The organism is Geopseudomonas sagittaria (genome assembly GCF_900115715.1).
GTDB lineage: Bacteria > Pseudomonadota > Gammaproteobacteria > Pseudomonadales > Pseudomonadaceae > Geopseudomonas > Geopseudomonas sagittaria.
Map to the genome: position 1 here is coordinate 310,733 of NZ_FOXM01000003.1, position 15,585 is coordinate 326,317.

13 protein-coding genes and 1 pseudogene are annotated in these 15,585 nt (G+C 67.8%); 6 read left to right on the plus strand and 8 right to left on the minus strand.

All coding sequences use genetic code 11. The features are described 5' to 3' along the window. Positions 1 to 43: 43 nt before the first annotated feature. Positions 44 to 1,150: a tRNA 2-selenouridine(34) synthase MnmH gene (mnmH, locus tag BM297_RS05550; protein ID WP_092429122.1), complete on the minus strand. Its 1,107-nt coding sequence runs from the start codon at positions 1,148 to 1,150 to the stop codon at positions 44 to 46. Continuing rightward, positions 1,150 to 2,196 (minus strand): selenide, water dikinase SelD, encoded by a 1,047-nt coding sequence (selD, locus tag BM297_RS05555; RefSeq protein ID WP_092429124.1) that lies wholly within the window; start codon positions 2,194 to 2,196, stop codon positions 1,150 to 1,152. The genes mnmH and selD overlap by 1 nt, the downstream gene beginning before the upstream one ends. Before the next feature lie 170 nt (positions 2,197 to 2,366). Here selD and BM297_RS05560 point away from each other — a divergent pair, with 170 nt between their 5' ends. After that, on the plus strand, positions 2,367 to 3,368 hold the full coding sequence (locus tag BM297_RS05560) for a patatin-like phospholipase family protein (protein ID WP_092429126.1): 1,002 nt from the start codon (positions 2,367 to 2,369) through the stop codon (positions 3,366 to 3,368). On the opposite strand, the gene BM297_RS05565 is transcribed toward BM297_RS05560, so the two are convergent. From BM297_RS05565 to BM297_RS05590, 6 genes and pseudogenes are all read right to left on the minus strand, one after another. Continuing rightward, positions 3,369 to 4,436, minus strand: a complete 1,068-nt coding sequence (locus tag BM297_RS05565) for an AI-2E family transporter (RefSeq protein WP_092429128.1) — start codon at positions 4,434 to 4,436, stop codon at positions 3,369 to 3,371. It abuts the gene before it with no gap. 64 nt (positions 4,437 to 4,500) lie between these two features. After that, on the minus strand, positions 4,501 to 5,313 hold the full coding sequence (locus BM297_RS05570) for a DUF4892 domain-containing protein (protein ID WP_092429130.1): 813 nt from the start codon (positions 5,311 to 5,313) through the stop codon (positions 4,501 to 4,503). A gap of 170 nt (positions 5,314 to 5,483) precedes the next feature. Next, positions 5,484 to 6,347 (minus strand): alpha/beta hydrolase, encoded by an 864-nt coding sequence (locus BM297_RS05575; protein WP_092429132.1) that lies wholly within the window; start codon positions 6,345 to 6,347, stop codon positions 5,484 to 5,486. Positions 6,348 to 6,354: 7 nt separating this feature from the next. Next, on the minus strand, positions 6,355 to 6,825 hold the full coding sequence (gene sixA / locus BM297_RS05580) for a phosphohistidine phosphatase SixA (RefSeq protein WP_092429134.1): 471 nt from the start codon (positions 6,823 to 6,825) through the stop codon (positions 6,355 to 6,357). Between the two features lie 215 nt (positions 6,826 to 7,040). After that, a pseudogene (locus BM297_RS21460) lies at positions 7,041 to 7,346 on the minus strand (DUF4389 domain-containing protein); the annotation flags it as partial. Between the two features lie 13 nt (positions 7,347 to 7,359). Then, on the minus strand, positions 7,360 to 8,382 hold the full coding sequence (locus BM297_RS05590; protein ID WP_092429138.1) for an NAD(P)H-dependent glycerol-3-phosphate dehydrogenase: 1,023 nt from the start codon (positions 8,380 to 8,382) through the stop codon (positions 7,360 to 7,362). 146 nt (positions 8,383 to 8,528) lie between these two features. Between BM297_RS05590 and BM297_RS05595 the strand changes: the two genes are divergently transcribed. From BM297_RS05595 to fabB, 5 genes are all read left to right on the plus strand, one after another. Further along, positions 8,529 to 10,673 carry a TonB-dependent receptor plug domain-containing protein gene (locus BM297_RS05595; RefSeq protein ID WP_092429140.1) on the plus strand — a complete coding sequence of 715 codons (2,145 nt, stop codon included), beginning with the start codon at positions 8,529 to 8,531 and terminating at the stop codon, positions 10,671 to 10,673. 21 nt (positions 10,674 to 10,694) lie between these two features. Beyond that, complete coding sequence (locus BM297_RS05600; protein ID WP_092429142.1) at positions 10,695 to 11,588, plus strand: ABC transporter substrate-binding protein; 894 nt, start codon at positions 10,695 to 10,697, stop codon at positions 11,586 to 11,588. Positions 11,589 to 11,590: 2 nt separating this feature from the next. After that, positions 11,591 to 13,495, plus strand: coding sequence for an ATP-binding protein (locus tag BM297_RS05605; protein ID WP_394328008.1), 1,905 nt, complete (start codon positions 11,591 to 11,593; stop codon positions 13,493 to 13,495). Positions 13,496 to 13,700: 205 nt separating this feature from the next. Next, positions 13,701 to 14,216, plus strand: a complete 516-nt coding sequence (gene fabA / locus BM297_RS05610; RefSeq protein ID WP_092429146.1) for a 3-hydroxyacyl-[acyl-carrier-protein] dehydratase FabA — start codon at positions 13,701 to 13,703, stop codon at positions 14,214 to 14,216. Positions 14,217 to 14,227: 11 nt separating this feature from the next. Then, the gene (gene fabB / locus BM297_RS05615) at positions 14,228 to 15,448 is read left to right on the plus strand and encodes a beta-ketoacyl-ACP synthase I (protein WP_092429148.1); all 1,221 of its coding nucleotides are present in this window, start codon (positions 14,228 to 14,230) and stop codon (positions 15,446 to 15,448) included. Positions 15,449 to 15,585: the final 137 nt, after the last annotated feature.

Below are 15,585 nucleotides of genomic sequence, written 5' to 3' on the forward strand. Positions count from 1 at the left end.
TAGTCGCCGGCCCGGACGCCAGGCGCCGGGCCGGTTCCTCGCCTCAGCGGCGATGGGCTGCCCGCTGGCGCAGATACTCCACGACCGCGCGCTGGTCGCCGCTGAACTCGATGCGCGCCGCCTTGCTCTCGCGCTGGTAGGCGTACATCGGGTCGTAGTACTCGCCGAGCAGACCCTCGATCCAGCCGCGGTGCAGGTCGACCGCGCCACTGCGCTGCTGCTCGGCCAGCGCCTCGTCCATGATCGCCGCCAGACGCTGGTAGCGCTCGCCCCCCAGGCGCTTGACGATGTTCTTCAGGCTCTGCTGCAGGCGCTCGGCAAAGGCGACGAAACCCTGCTCCGCGCCGTGCAGGGCGATGAATTCGGCGGACAGGTCGATCACGTAGTCGCCGAGGATGCGCTCGATGCGGCCTTGCAGGCTGTCTTCCAGCCATACCAGCGGGTATTCCTGCATGCCCTGGTGCAACGGCAGCGGCAGCGAGCAGCTGCCGATCAGGCGGCTCTCGTCCTCGAGGACGAACTGCTGGATGCCGGCGGCGCGCTTCTTCAGCAGGTCGATGGCCAGCAGGTTCTCGAAGTCGATCTGCCCCGGCTGCGGCGTGGCGTGCTTGCCGAAGCTGGAGCCGCGATGGTTGGCCAGCGCCTCCAGGTCGAGGGGGTTGTCCAGTTGCGCCAGCACCTCGGTCTTGCCGGTGCCGGTGAGGCCGCCGACGATGACGAAGTCGCACTCGCTCACCGCCGCCTCGGTGGTGTCGATGAGGAAGTTGCGCAGCGCCTTGTAGCCGCCGATCACCCGCGGATACTCGATGCCGGCCTCGTCCTTGAGCCACTGCTGGGTGATCTGCGAGCGCAGGCCGCCGCGGAAGCAGTACAGGTAGCCGTTGGGGTTGGCGCGGGCGAAGGCCGCCCAGGCCTCGATGCGCTCGGCCTTGAGCTGGCCGCTCACCAGCTGGTGGCCCAGCTCGATGGCGGCGTCCTGGCCGTGCTGCTTGTAGCAGGTGCCGACCTTCTGCCGCTCGAGATCGTTCATCAGCGGCAAGTTGACCGTGTGCGGGAAGGCCCCCTTGGTGTATTCCACCGGGGCGCGCACATCCATCAGCGGCAGGTCGTGAAGGAAGATGTCGCGGTAGTGGGCGCTGTTGGCACGCATCAGAGCACCTCTACCGCGTGGTTCTGTCGGGCCACCAGCTCGCCGATCGGCGCCAGCGCAAGACCCAGCTCGGCGGCCAGGGCGAGGAATTCCGCCTCGCCAGCCGGCTCCACCGCCACCAGCAGACCGCCGCTGGTCTGCGGATCGCAGAGCAGCAGCTTCTGCGCTTCCGGCAGCGGCGCGATGCGGTCGCCATAGCTGTCGAAGTTGCGCAGGGTACCACCGGGCACGCAGCCCTGGTCGAGGTAGTAATCGACGCCGGCGATGCGCGGTACCGCGGCGTAGTCGATGCGTGCGGTCAGGCCGCTGCCGTCGGCCATCTCGACCAGGTGGCCGAGCAGGCCGAAGCCGGTGACGTCGGTCATCGCCTTGACCTGCTCCAGCTTGCCGAAGCGGGCGCCGGGCTTGTTGAGGGTGCACATCCAGTCGCGGGCCACGCCCACATCCTCGGCGCGCAACTTGCCCTTCTTCTCGGCGGTGGTGAGGATGCCGATGCCCAGCGGCTTGGACAGGTACAGCCGGCAGCCCTCGCTGGCGGTGTCGTTGCGCTTCATGAAGCGCTTGTCGACGATGCCGGTGACCGCCAGGCCGAAGATCGGCTCGGGGGCATCGATGGAGTGGCCGCCGGCCAGCGGGATGCCCGCCTCGTCGCACACCGAGCGACCGCCGCGGATCACTTCGCGGGCGACTTCCGGCGCCAGCACGTTGACCGGCCAGCCGAGGATAGCGATGGCCATCAGCGGGTCGCCGCCCATGGCGTAGATGTCGCTGATGGCGTTGGTGGCCGCGATGCGGCCGAAGTCGAAGGGATCGTCGACGATCGGCATGAAGAAGTCGGTGGTGGAGACCACCCCGCGTTCCTCGTCAATGGCATAGACTGCCGCATCGTCGCGCGAGGCGTTGCCGACCCACAGCTTGGGGTCGAGGTTCTGCGCGCCGCTGCCGGCGAGGATCACCTCCAGCACCTTGGGGGAAATCTTGCAGCCACAGCCGGCGCCATGGCTGTATTGGGTGAGGCGGATCGGTTCGCTGGTGGGGGCGGTCATGCAGACACTCCGGGGGTCATTCGCGATGGCGGCGATTCTAGCAAACACCACAGGGCAAGACCTGCAGTCGAGATCGGGGCCATACTGAAATACAAGAGACCGGGAATGAGCCATATGGTGTCGAGTTGCACCGTGTTCGCACCGGTCCTGCAGAAGATGGGGGAATCATCATGGGCAAGCGTGTCGCACTGGTGCTCGGCTCGGGCGGAGCTCGCGGTTATGCACATATCGGCGTGATCGAGGAGCTGGAGGCGCGTGGCTACGAGATCGCCTGCATCGCCGGCAGCTCGATGGGCGCGGTGATCGGCGGTATCTATGCCGCCGGCAAACTGCCGGTGTACCGGCGCTGGGTGGAGACCCTGGACTATCTGGACGTGCTGCGTCTGCTCGACGTCAGCTTCTCGCTGGGCGCGATTCGCGGCGAGCGGATCTTCGGGCGGATTCGTGCCTTTCTCGGCGAAATCAACATCGAGGACCTGCCGATCCCCTACACGGCCGTGGCCACCGACCTCACCAACCAGCAGGAAGTGTGGTTCCAGGAAGGCTGCCTGCACCAGGCCATGCGCGCCTCGGCGGCGATTCCCAGCCTGTTCACCCCGGTGGTGCAGGGCTCGCGGGTGCTGGTCGATGGCGGCCTGCTCAACCCGATCCCGATCGTGCCGGTGGTATCCAGTCGCTGCGACCTGATCGTCGCGGTCAACGTCAACGCCACCAACCAGATCCAGTACGAACTGCCGGTGATCGAGCGCCCGGCGGCGCTGAAGCACCGCCTCGACCAGATGATGGGTTCGATTGGCGCTCTGGGTGCCCGCCTGCCGTTCTTCCGTCGCAATGATCCGGACCTGCCCGCCCTGCTGCTCAGTACCGAGGGGCTGGCGGAAGGGGGCTCCACCCACGGCGTCGCCGCGGCCAAGGCCAGCCATATCCATGTCGTGGAAAACGGGGCCCCGGACAACCTGCTGGAGCTGATCAACCAGAGCATCGACGTGATGCAGAACTCGCTGGGGCAGTACAAGATGGCCGGCTATCCGCCGGACATCTTGGTCAACGTGCCCAAGCGGGTCTGCCGCTTCTTCGAGTTCTACAAGGCCCCCGAGCTGATCGCCCTGGGGCGGATGATCGCCAGCGACTCGCTGGAACGCTACGAACGCGAGCACCCTCAAGGGCGCTGATCAGCTGGCGGGCGGCTGATGCTGATGTCGGCTGTGCGGCTGGCTGGCGATCCAGTCGCCGATCAGGCTGTAGGCCAGCGCCAGCAGGGTCGGACCGAGGAACAGGCCCATGAAGCCGAAGGCAAGGATGCCGCCGAACACGCCGAGGATAACCACCACCAGCGGCAGGTTGCCGCCGCGACTGATCAGGTAGGGCTTGACCACGTTGTCGATGCCGCTGATCACCACCAGTCCCCAGGCACCCAGGAATACCCCCATCCCGTAGTCGCCCTGCCAGAACAGCCAGGCGGTGGCGGGGATCCACACCAGCGGCGGACCGACGGGGACCAGGCTGAGGGCAAAGGTGAGGATGGCCAGAACCACGGCGCCCGGCACCCCGGCGATCAGGAAGCCGATCAGCGCCATCACCGCCTGCGCCGCCGCCGTGCCGAGCACCCCGTTGACCACCCGTTGCACGGTGGCGGCAACCAGCTCCACATAGTGCTCGGCGCGCCCGCCCATCAGCCGCTCCAGCAGGCTGCGCGCGTACTCGGCCATGCGCGGGCCGTCGCGATAGAAGAAGAACACCAGCACCAGGCTCAGGACCAGCTCCAGCACGCCGCCGCCGATCTGCGCACTGCGCGCCAGCAACCAGTTGCCCACCTCGCCCATGTACGGCTTGACCCCGGCGAACAGCGCGGCACCCTGCACATCGAGGGCATTCCACAGATCCACCAGCTGCCCGCCGAACAGCGGCACACCGGCCAGCCAGGCTGGCGGCGCGGGCAGGCCTTCCACCTGCAGGTCCTTGAGCAGGGCCATGGCGGAGCGGATATGGTCGGCCAGGTTGAAGCCCAGCCAGATCAGCGGCACCGCCACCAGCAGCATCCAGCCCAGGGTCAGTATGCCGGCGGAGACATTCGTGCGCCCGCGCAACAGGCGGGTCAGGCCACGCATCAGCGGCCAGCTGGCGAAGGCCAGCACCGCCGCCCAGAACAGCGCCGACCAGAACGGCGCCAGCACCCACAGGCAGGCGCCGAGCAGCGCCAGCATGAGGATCTGCACCAGCAGGCGGTCATGTTCGATCATCGTCTTTCCTTGCCGCGGGATGCCGGCAAGGCCGGCAGGGGGGGCATCCGTGTGCTTCGGGAGTTCAACGCAACCACTCCAAGCGCAGCCCCGGCCTCTCGCTCGCGGTGCTTTCCAGGCGGACGGCGCGGGTTCCGCGCTCGATCAGCGCTTCGCGCCACGCCGGCGCCGCCTCGCCGCTGAGCTGCAGGCGCACGCCGGTATCCAGACGCAGCGCCCGCGCCAGCAGGGCCAGCCAGGGGTCGACCGGCTCGGCCGGCAGCTGCGCCAGCTCCAGCACACCGGCCTCCTTGAGCTGGCGCAACAGGGTTTCGGCGTTGGGCAGGTGCTCGCCCTGCGGCGCATTGGCTTCCAGCAGCTCGACGTGCAGGTAGGCGCGGCGAGTGGCCCGGGTGATGGCATACAGCGCCAGCAGGCTGTCCTGGTGCGGTGCAGCCAGCTGCAGCAACAGATAGGCCTGCTGCTCGTCGCCGCCGAACAGCCGCGCATTGCCGAACACGTTGTTGGCCCACAGGCTGCTGGCCCCGCATTCGCGCCCCTCGCACCAGTGCAGCGCTCGCGCGCCCTGCGCCAGCAACGCGGCGCGTGCTTGGGTAAAGGCTTCGCTGCTGCCATGGCCACGCGGCAGCTCGTAGGTCAGCGCGCTCAGGCGCCCGACCACCTCGATCTCGCCGTCCACGCGCAAGCGGCCGCTGATACGGCGCAACGCACTCTGCGGGTAGAGCCGCGCAACATTGTCCTCCACCCGGTAGTCGACGATCTCGGCCCCCGCGAAACGCGGCAGGATCTCCAGATCGCTGCTGCCCGGCACATCGGCCCAGGCCGGCGCGACCATCAGGGCGAGTGCTCCCAGCACTCCTCGCATGCTGGTTCTCATCGTCTCGGGATCGCCTGTGGCAGGTGGCCGCTGTGCCGCGCGTCGTGCTGGCCACGCTCACCGAGTACGCTGAAAAGCTGCCGCCCCGTGGGGGGAGCAGTGGTGTACAACTCAATCATGCGCATTCTCCCGTGCAATGGCGTCCAGCCTCGGCACTTGCCCGGCGCAAGTCAAGGCGCAGCGAACAGGGGTTTGAAACAGTCTGCTACTGCACGCGCACCCGCCTCGTCATCCAGGTGCAGATGGTGTCCACCGGGCAGACGATGCAGGGTGATCGGCAGTTCTTCGATCAGTGCCATCGACTGCGGGTGGCGCACCGGTATGCCCTCCTCGGCCAGCACCAGACTGACCGGGCAGCGCAGGGCGCGGACGCAGGCCTCGACGTGGGCGCGGCTCATGCGCAGCGGCGAGGGCAAGGTCAGGCGCGGATCGCTGCGCCAGGTATAACCGCCAGCCTGCGGCATCAACCCACGACTGCCGAGCAGTTCGGCCGCTTCGCGGCTGAGCGGATAGCCGCCACGCAGGCGGGCGTCGACGGCGCGCTCGACGCTGGCATACACCGGTTTGCGCTTGCCGGGCAGGGCCAGCTGGGCCCTGAGCGCCTCGCCCAGCTGGTGGGGCGCCTGCTCCGGCTCGTGGGTCAATGGCAGCAGGCCGTCGATCAGCGCCAGGCGCTCGACGCGCTCGGGCAGTGCCGCGGCCAGCAGCATCGCGACACTCGCACCCAGCGAATGGCCGAGCAGGGAGAAGCGCTGCCAGCCGAGCTGCTCGGCCACCTGCAGTACATCCAGCGCATAGTCCCACAGTGCGTAGCTGGCCCCGGCGGGGCGGTGTCCCGAATGGCCATGCCCGGCCAGGTCGAGGGCGACGATGCGCAGGCCGTCGAGCTTGGGCGCGAGACGGGCAAAGCTCATGGCGTTGTCCAGCCAGCCATGCAGGGCCAGCACCGGCTGACCGTCTTCGGGACCGTAGAGGTGCGCAGCCAGCTCGATGTGCGGCAGATTCAGGCGGATTTCTTCGATATGCACGCTCATGGGCTGCTCAGCAGTGGCTCGGCGGGTGATGGATGGCCAGCAGGTTCATCAGTCCGGCCAGCGGCATCTCGCCCTCGAGCAGCGCCAGGCTCGCGGTATTGAACGGCAGCGGCTGCTGCAGGTGGCCGTAGACCAGCAGCCCGGCCAGCGCACCGACCAGTGGCTGGTGCGTGACCAGCAGCAGGTTCTGCTCGCGCCGCTCGGCCAGCAGCTGCAGGGCCTGGCGCGGATCGTCGTCGGGGGTGATGCCGTCGATGGTGAACAGCGCAGGCGCCCGTGCCAGGGCTTCGTGCACCAGCTCGGCGGTCTGCTGTGCGCGCACGTAGGGGCTGACCAGGATGGTGTCCAGCGGCTCGCCGAGCAGATGCCCGGCGGCATGCAAGGCCTCGCGCCGCCCCCGTTCGGTCAGCTCGCGCAGGTGATCGCCGGTCTTCACGTAGGGGGCGGCCTGGCCGTGACGCAGCAGCCAGAGTCTCACGCCTTGGGCTCCGGCGCGGCGTCCGCACCACCCTCGCCCTTCGCTACGGCAGTATCTTTCTCTGCGGGCTCATCTTGCGCGGCAGACTCGACCGGCGCCTCGCTCGCCACGGGTGCGCTGTCCGCGGCCGGAGCCTGCTCGGCGGGGGTCGCTTCCGGCACCGGGGAGGCATTCGGCGCGGCAGCCGCCGCCGGGGCCGCCGCTGCACTCCAGGTGGCGGCCAGCACGGCCTCGGCACCCTCGCCCTGCGGCTCGCGCGGCGTCGGCCAGTTGGCGAACGGCCAGGGCTTCTCGTCGCTGTGGAAGCAGCCGAAGCGACCGATCTGCGCCAGGTACTGGCTCAGACTGTCGCCGAAATTCATCGCCCCCACATGGGGCCGGCCACTGGTCAGACGGTAGACCAGCTGCACCAGCACCAGCGCCAGCAGCACCAGCTCGGCCACCTGCCAGACCAGCACGAACAGGATCATCCACAGCACGCGCAGGATCAGACCTTCACGACTCTGTTTGACATCGGACATGTAGCGCTCTCCTTCAGAAACCGTTGGCGGAAATGAAATCGACGTCGGTCTTCGGCTCGCCGGACATCAGCTGGCCGATGACCTGCTGCAGGGTGCGACCCTCGAACAGTATGGCGTGCAGGCCGGCGACCAGCGGCATGTACACGCCCAGCTGCTCGGCGCGCGCCTTGAGCACGCGGATGGTATTGACCCCCTCGGCCACCTCGCCCAGGCGCTCGACCGCCGCCTCCAGGCTCAGCCCCTGTCCCAGAGCGTAGCCGACCTGATAGTTGCGGCTCTTGGGTGACGAACAGGTGACGATCAGGTCGCCGACCCCGGCCAGGCCGAGGAAGGTCATCGGGTTGGCGCCCAGGGTCACCGCGAAGCGGGTCATCTCGGCCAGGGCGCGGGTGATCAGCATGCTCTTGGTGTTCTCGCCCATGCCCAGCGCCGCCGCCATGCCGGACATGATCGCGTAGACGTTCTTCAGCGCGCCGCCCAGCTCGACGCCGAAGCGGTCGCGGCTGGCGTAGACACGGAAGGTGCGCCCGTGCAGGGCCTGCTGCACGCGCTGACAGAGTTCCTCGTCCTCGCTGGCGACCACCGTGGCGGTCAGCGCGTGCTCGGCGATCTCGCGGGCCAGGTTCGGCCCGGAGAGCACACCGATGCGCGCCTGCGGGGCGATCTCCTCGAGGATCTGGCTCATCAGCTTGAAGGTATCGGCCTCGATGCCCTTGGTGGTGCTGACCAGCAGCTTGCCCACCAGCAGATCGGCCACCGGCTGCAGCGCGCTGCGCAGCGCCGAGGACGGCAGCACGACGAACACCAGCGAGCAGGCCTGCAAGGTGGCGGCCAGCTCGGTGACCGGCTCGACCGCCGCATGCACCTTGATGCCCTTGAGATAGCGCGGGTTCTCGCGCTTGTCGCGGATCGCCGCGGCCTGCGCCGGGTCACGCATCCACAGGAGTACACGCTGGCCGTTTTCTGCCAGCAGGTTGGCCAGCGCGGTACCGAAGCTGCCGCCGCCGAGCACGGCAATGGGTTGCTGCTCAGTCATGATCAATCCATATCGGGCCGCCAGGCGGCAATCGCTGCATTATACGGAGCGACCGCCGGTCGACCAGCGTGCTGTGACACCTGCACGCTGGCAAAACGCCGTGCCTCGGTTAACATGCCGCCCCCAATCGAATCGGGAGTGCGGCAGTGGCTGTTCCCCTGCGTGTATCGCTGGTGCCCTTGCTCGGCACCCTGGCCAGCGGAGCAGCGCTCGCCGAGGACCTGTTCCTCGCCGCCACGGCGCTGCCCGAGGTTCTCACCGCCACCCGCCTGCAGCAGGCCCCGGCGGCCGTACCGGGCAGCGTCAGCGTGCTCGACCGCGAACTGATCCGCGCCAGCGGCGCGCGCAGCCTGCCCGAACTGCTGCGCCTGGTGCCCGGCATGCTGGTGGTGCCGCAGAACGGCAACAGCACAACCGTCAACTACCACGGCAGCAATGCCAACCAAGCCCGCCGCCTGCAGGTGCTGGTCGATGGCCGCTCGGTATATCGCGCCGGCTTTGCCCAGGTCGACTGGAACGACATTCCCGTGGCCATCGAAGACATCGAGCGCATCGAGGTGTTCCGCGGCCCCAATACGGTCAGCTACGGCGCCAATGCGCTGATGGCGGTCATCAACATCCTCACCCGCGCCCCCCGCGACAGCCACGGCACGCGCCTGAAGGTGACCCATGGCCAGCGCGGCATCGACGACTGGTACGCCAGCCACGGCCAGGGCTGGCGTGGCGGCGACCTGCGACTGTCGCTGTCGGGGCAGCAGGACGACGGCTTCGACCACCGGGCGGACGGCCGCGACTTTCGCGACGGCCAGCGGCTCAGCCGCCTCAACCTGCGTGTGAACCAGGAGCTGGATGCCCGACAGTCGCTGGACTGGCAGCTGGCCCTCAAGGAAGGCAGCAACCAGGTCGACAACCACTACCAGCCGGTCTTCCCCATCGCCCCCCAGGCCTGGGAGCAGGACGCCGACTCGGACGTGCGCGCCCGCGACTATGCCGGCAGCCTGCGCTGGAACCTCGATCTCGATTCGACCCACAGCCTCTATGTACAGGGCAACCTCCAGCAGTGGGAGCGCCTGCGCCAGTGGCGCGCCTGCGAGGGGCAGCTGGCGTTCAGCCCGCAGCTGGGGCAGTTGTGGGCGCTGTCGCCACAGTACGTCGAGCAGCTCGGTCAGAACCTGCAAGCGGGCAACTTCACCCCGCCGGCCGGCACGCCCGAACAGACCGCCCTGGCCACCCGGATCCTGCGGCAGGCCTTCGCCACGCTCAACCCAGGTCAAGGCACGCTTGCCCACAGCTGCGGCCTGATCAACGAGGACGTGCGCGAGAGCCGCTTCGACCTCGAAATCCAGGACACCCTCAGCCTGTCCGACAACCTGCGCCTGGTCAGCGGCCTGCGCTACCAGCATGACCGCGCCGACTCGGACGTCTACCTCAACGGCCGGCGCAGCCGGGATACCTGGAGCCTGTTCGGCCAGTTCGAATGGCGAATCGACCAGCACTGGCTGCTGCAGGGCGGCGCCATGCTCGAGGACGACAATGCGACCAGCCCGTCGCTGTCGCCACGCCTCGCCCTCAACTACCTGATCACCCCGGCCCACGGCCTGCGCGCGGTATACTCCGAGGCGGTGCGCTCACCGGACATGTTCGAGAACCATGTCGACTGGCAGTATCCCGTCCGCGATCTGCAGCCGGCCGCGCTCGGCCAGAGCGAGGCCCGCTATTTCGCCAGCGCCAGAGGCCCAGGCAATCTCGAGCAGGAACGCATGCGCTCGCGCGAGCTGGGTTACAACGGCCACTTTGCCGACCTCGGCCTGAGCCTCGACTTCAAGCTGTTCTACGATGAGATCGACAAGCTGATCAGCGAGCCGCTCAAGGTGTACGACTTCATGCCCAGCAACGACAACCGCCTGCGCCTGAAGGGTGCCGAGGGTGAACTGGACTGGCAGCTGGGCCTGCAAGATCGTCTGCGCCTGGGCTATGCCTACATCGAGTTCGACGCCACCCACCGCATCGACCGGCGCCTCACCCCGCGCCACAGCGGCTCGGCCGGCTGGCTGCGCGACTGGGGGCATGACTGGTCCAGCGCACTGTTCTACTATGGCGCCGACAGTCTCAACGAGTACCGTTTCGAACGCGCAGACCTGCGCCTGGCCAAGCGCCTGCGCCTGGGCAGCGGCCAGCTGGAGCTGGCCGGCGTGCTGCAGCAGCGCCTGGACGACGAGCCCCTCGGCTGGCCGAACAACAACTACGACGAGCGCCGCGTGTTCTGGATCTCCGCCGGGCTCGAACTCTGAATCATGCCGAGCATCTCAAGGATGAGACTTATCAAAACGCTCGTGCTGCTCTGCCTGCTGGCCATCACACCACTGGCGCCGGCGGCCGAGATCATCATCGCGACCAGCCATGACACGCCGGCCCTGCACCGCTTCGTGGCCGATCTCACCGCACGCCGCCCGAGTGACCGCGTGCAGCTCATGCACCCGAGCCGGCTGAGTTCGCCCTCGACCCTGCCCAGCGACAGCCGGCTGGTCCTGCTCGGCGCCGGCGCCCTCGACTGGCGCCTCAGCGATCCCGGCGGACCGCCGACCCTGGTCATGCAGATCAGCCGAGTGCAGGCCCACCAGCGCCTGGGTGACCAGCGCCCCGCCCTGCTGACCCTGTTGTGGAGCGACCCCGCGCCCGCGCGCCAGCTGCGCCTGGTTCGCCAACTGCTGCCGCAGGCACGCCGGGTCGGCCTGCTGTACAGCGACGACAGCCGCTTTCTGGTCAACGAACTGCGCCGCCAGGCTGCCGCCCAGGGACTGGCCATCAGCGCCTGGTACTGGCCGGACAGCGGCGACAGCCGCCCGCTCAATCGCCTGCTCGACGAGAGCGACGTGCTGCTCGGCATCGACGATCCGGCCCTGTACAACCCGCGCAGCATCAAGGGCGTACTGCTCGCCAGCTACAGTCGCAAGCTGGCGCTGATCGGCCCGACGGCCGCCTTCATCCGCGCCGGCAGCCTGAGCAGCAGCTACAGCGACCAGCAGGACTGGCTCAACGACCTCGACCGGCTGCTTTCGCTGCCACCCGAACAGTGGCCCCGCGAGGCCTACCCGCGCGACTTCAAGGTCCTCAGCAATGCGCAGGTCGCCCGCTCGCTGGGCATCGAGCTGAGCGACGACCGCGACCAGGCCCGGCGCCTGCAGGATTGGGAGAGAGAGCCATGATGCTGCGCTGGCGCCACAGCAACATCCGCACCCGGACCCTGGCCATCAGCCTCGGCCCGGCGCTGCTGCTGACCCTGCTGCTGACCGGCTACTTCACCTATACCCGCCTGCAGGATCTGCACGCCGAGCTGACCCAGACCGGCCAGCTAATCGCCGACCAACTGGCCCCGGCGACCGAGTACGCGGTGATCTCCGGCAACGCGCCGATCCTCGACAGCCTGCTGCAGGCCAGCCTGCACATCCCGCACGTACGCTTCATCGAGGTGCGCGACCGCGAGGAGCGGGTGCTCGCCTATGTCGAGCAGGCCCTGGGGCGGCGCGATACGCGCATCGAGGTGTATCAGGCAGCGATTGTCCGCCAGCAGATCAGGCTCGACGACCCCTTCCTGCTCAGCCCGCCCCTGGCGCAGGGCAACAGCGACGACGAGCAGCTGGGTCGGGTGGTGGTCGGCATGACCGACGAAGCCTTCCGCCAGCGCCAGCAGCAGATCCTGCTGCGCGCCAGCGTGCTGGCCCTGCTGGCCCTGGCGCTGACCCTGCTGCTCGCCTATCGCCTGGCGCGCAGCCTGATCCAGCCCATCGACGCCATGGGCCACGCGGTGGAGGCGATCCAGGGCGGTGACTACCACACCAAGTTGCCGGAAGCCGACGGCGGCGAGATCGGCGATCTGGCGCGCCACATCAACCACCTGGCGGCCGCCCTGGAACAGGCGCAGACCGAGCAGCAGCGCAGCATCGCCCAACTGGTCGGCGCCCGCGAAGAAGCCGAGAAGGCCAACCGCGCCAAGTCGGACTTCCTGGCGATGATGAGCCACGAGCTGCGCACGCCGATGAACGGCGTACTGGGCATGCTGCAACTGCTGGAAACCACCGAGCAGAGCAGCGAACAGAGCGAATACACGGCCCTGGCCACCGAGTCGACCGAACACCTGCTCAAGGTGATCAACGACATCCTCGATTTCTCACGCATCGAGCGCGGCTCGCTGGAGCTGGAAAACATCCCGTTCAAGCTGCCCGACCTGATCGCCAGCTCGGTCCAGGTATTTCGCCCCAGCGCCCAGCAGCGTGGCCTGCAGCTGCTCATGGACCTGCAACCGGGCCTGGACAACATCGAGGTGCGCGGCGACCCCACCCGCCTGCGTCAGGTGCTGGTCAACCTGATCGGCAACGCGCTGAAATTCACCGAGGAGGGCCGCATCACCGTCACCACCCGCTGGCAGATGCTCGATCAGCAGCAGATGCTCTGGCTGACCTGTGCGGTACAGGACACCGGCATCGGCATTGCCCCCGAGCGTTTGCAGCACATGTTCGATGCCTTCGAACAGGCCGACACCTCCACCTCGCGCCGCTATGGCGGCACCGGCCTGGGCCTGTCGATTGCCCGCACCCTGGCCGAACGCATGGGCGGCGGACTGCACGCCGAAAGCACGCTCGGCCGCGGCTCGACCTTCACCCTCGAGCTGCCACTACCCTGGCGCCACTGCCTGGCCGGCGAGCAGGCACTGCTGGAAGGCGAACTGGAACAGGGCGGCGGCCAGTCGGTGTTGCTGGTGGAGGACAACCCGGTCAACCAGACGGTGATCGAGGCCATCCTGCGCAGCCTGGGCTTCAACGTCGATCTGGTCAGCAGCGGCCAGCAGGCCCTGCAGGCCGCCGGCGCACAGGCCTACGCGGCGATCCTCATGGACTGTCGCCTGCCCGACCTCGACGGCTACAGTGTCACCCGGCAGATCCGCAGCGGCGAGGGACCCAACCGGCATACACCGATCATCGCCCTGACCGCCAACGCCTTGCAGGGCGACCGCGAGACCTGCCTCGCCGCCGGCATGAACGACTATCTGGCCAAGCCGTTCAAGCGCTCCGATCTGCGCTACATCCTGCAGCGCTGGGTGCAGAACCGACCATAGACGGGTGGCGAAAATCCCCGAAATGCGGCACGCTTGCACCCCGCACAGCACTGGACAGCACCATTCGTCGCAGAATGACCAGACTCCGGCTGTGACTTTCATCAACTGGCCATAGTCTATAGCCAGACCATAGCCACGCCTCCACCGGAGGAGCGCGGCCAGAAAGATCTGCCCCCTGTGGTACAGGGATCGTCGAGGAGCTCGCATGACAAAACAAAACGCCTTCACTCGGGAAGAACTGCTGCGCTGCAGTCGCGGTGAACTGTTCGGCCCGGGTAATGCGCAACTGCCCGCCCCCAACATGCTGATGATCGATCGCATCGCGCACATCAGCGAGACCGGCGGCAAGTATGGCAAGGGCGAAATCGTTGCCGAGCTCGACATCAACCCGGACCTGTGGTTCTTCGCCTGCCACTTCGAGGGCGACCCGGTGATGCCCGGCTGCCTGGGCCTGGATGCGATGTGGCAGCTGGTTGGCTTCTACCTCGGCTGGCAGGGCAACCCCGGCCGCGGCCGCGCCCTGGGCTCGGGCGAAGTGAAATTCTTCGGCCAGGTCTTGCCGACCGCCAAGAAAGTCACCTACAACATTCATATCAAGCGCACCATCAGCCGTTCGCTGATCCTCGGCATCGCCGATGGCACCGTCAGCGTCGATGGCCGCGAGATCTACAGCGCCGAAGGCCTGCGCGTCGGCCTGTTCACTTCCACTGACAGCTTCTAAGGGTTACCCGCATGCGCCGCGTCGTGATCACCGGGATGGGCATCGTGTCCTGCCTGGGCAATGACAAAGAGACCGTTTCCGCCAGCCTGCGCGCCAGCCGCCCAGGTATCCGCTTCAACCAGTCCTATGCCGACATGGGGCTGCGCAGCCAGGTTTCCGGCTCCGTCGACCTCGACCTCGAAGCGCTGATCGACCGCAAGGTCTATCGCTTCATGGGTGACGCCGCCGCCTTCGCCTACCTGTCCATGCAGCAGGCGATCAAGGATGCCGGCCTGAGCGAGGAAGAGATCTCCAACCCCCGCGTCGGCCTGATCGCCGGCTCCGGCGGTGCTTCCACCTTCAACCAGATGGAAGCCATGGACATCCTGCGCGAGAAGGGTGTCAAGCGCGTCGGCCCGTACCGCGTGCCGCGCACCATGGGCAGCACCGTGTCCGCCTGCCTGGCCACCCCGTTCAAGATCAAGGGCGTCAACTACTCGATCTCCTCCGCCTGCGCCACCAGCGCCCATTGCATCGGCAATGCCATGGAGCAGATCCAGATGGGCAAGCAGGACGTGGTCTTCGCCGGCGGCGGTGAAGAGGAGCACTGGAGCCAGAGCTTCCTGTTCGACGCCATGGGCGCCCTGTCCACCCAGTACAACGACTCCCCGGAAAAGGCCTCCCGCGCCTACGACGCCAAGCGTGACGGCTTCGTCATCGCCGGCGGCGGCGGCATGGTGGTGGTCGAGGAGCTGGAGCACGCCCTCAAGCGCGGCGCGAAGATCTACGCCGAAATCGTCGGCTACGGCGCCACCTCCGACGGCTACGACATGGTCGCCCCGAGCGGCGAAGGCGCGATTCGCTGCATGCAGCAGGCGCTGGCCACCGTCGACACCCCGATCGACTACCTCAACACCCACGGCACCTCGACCCCGGTCGGCGACGTGGCGGAAGCCCGCGCCGTGCGCACCGTGTTCGGCGACAAGGCTCCGGCGATCAGCTCGACCAAGAGCCTGTCCGGCCACTCGCTGGGCGCCGCCGGCGTGCAGGAAGCGATCTACAGCCTGCTGATGATGGAAGGCAACTTCATCGCCGGCTCGGCCAACATCGAGGAAGTGGACCCGGAAGTGGCCGATCTGCCGATCGTCACCCAGACCCGCGAGAACGTCACCCTGAACACGGTGATGAGCAACAGCTTCGGCTTCGGCGGCACCAACGCCACCCTGGTGCTCAAGCGCTGGACCGGCAAGTAAGCCGCTCCCGCTCCACTGCAACGGCACCTTCGGGTGCCGTTGTCGTTTCTGCCGCCCCTCTTCTGCCGGGAAGCTGCCCGAACCGGGACTCCGTCACTGGCACAAACATACCCTGCAGGGTATACAGAGGCGTCGGG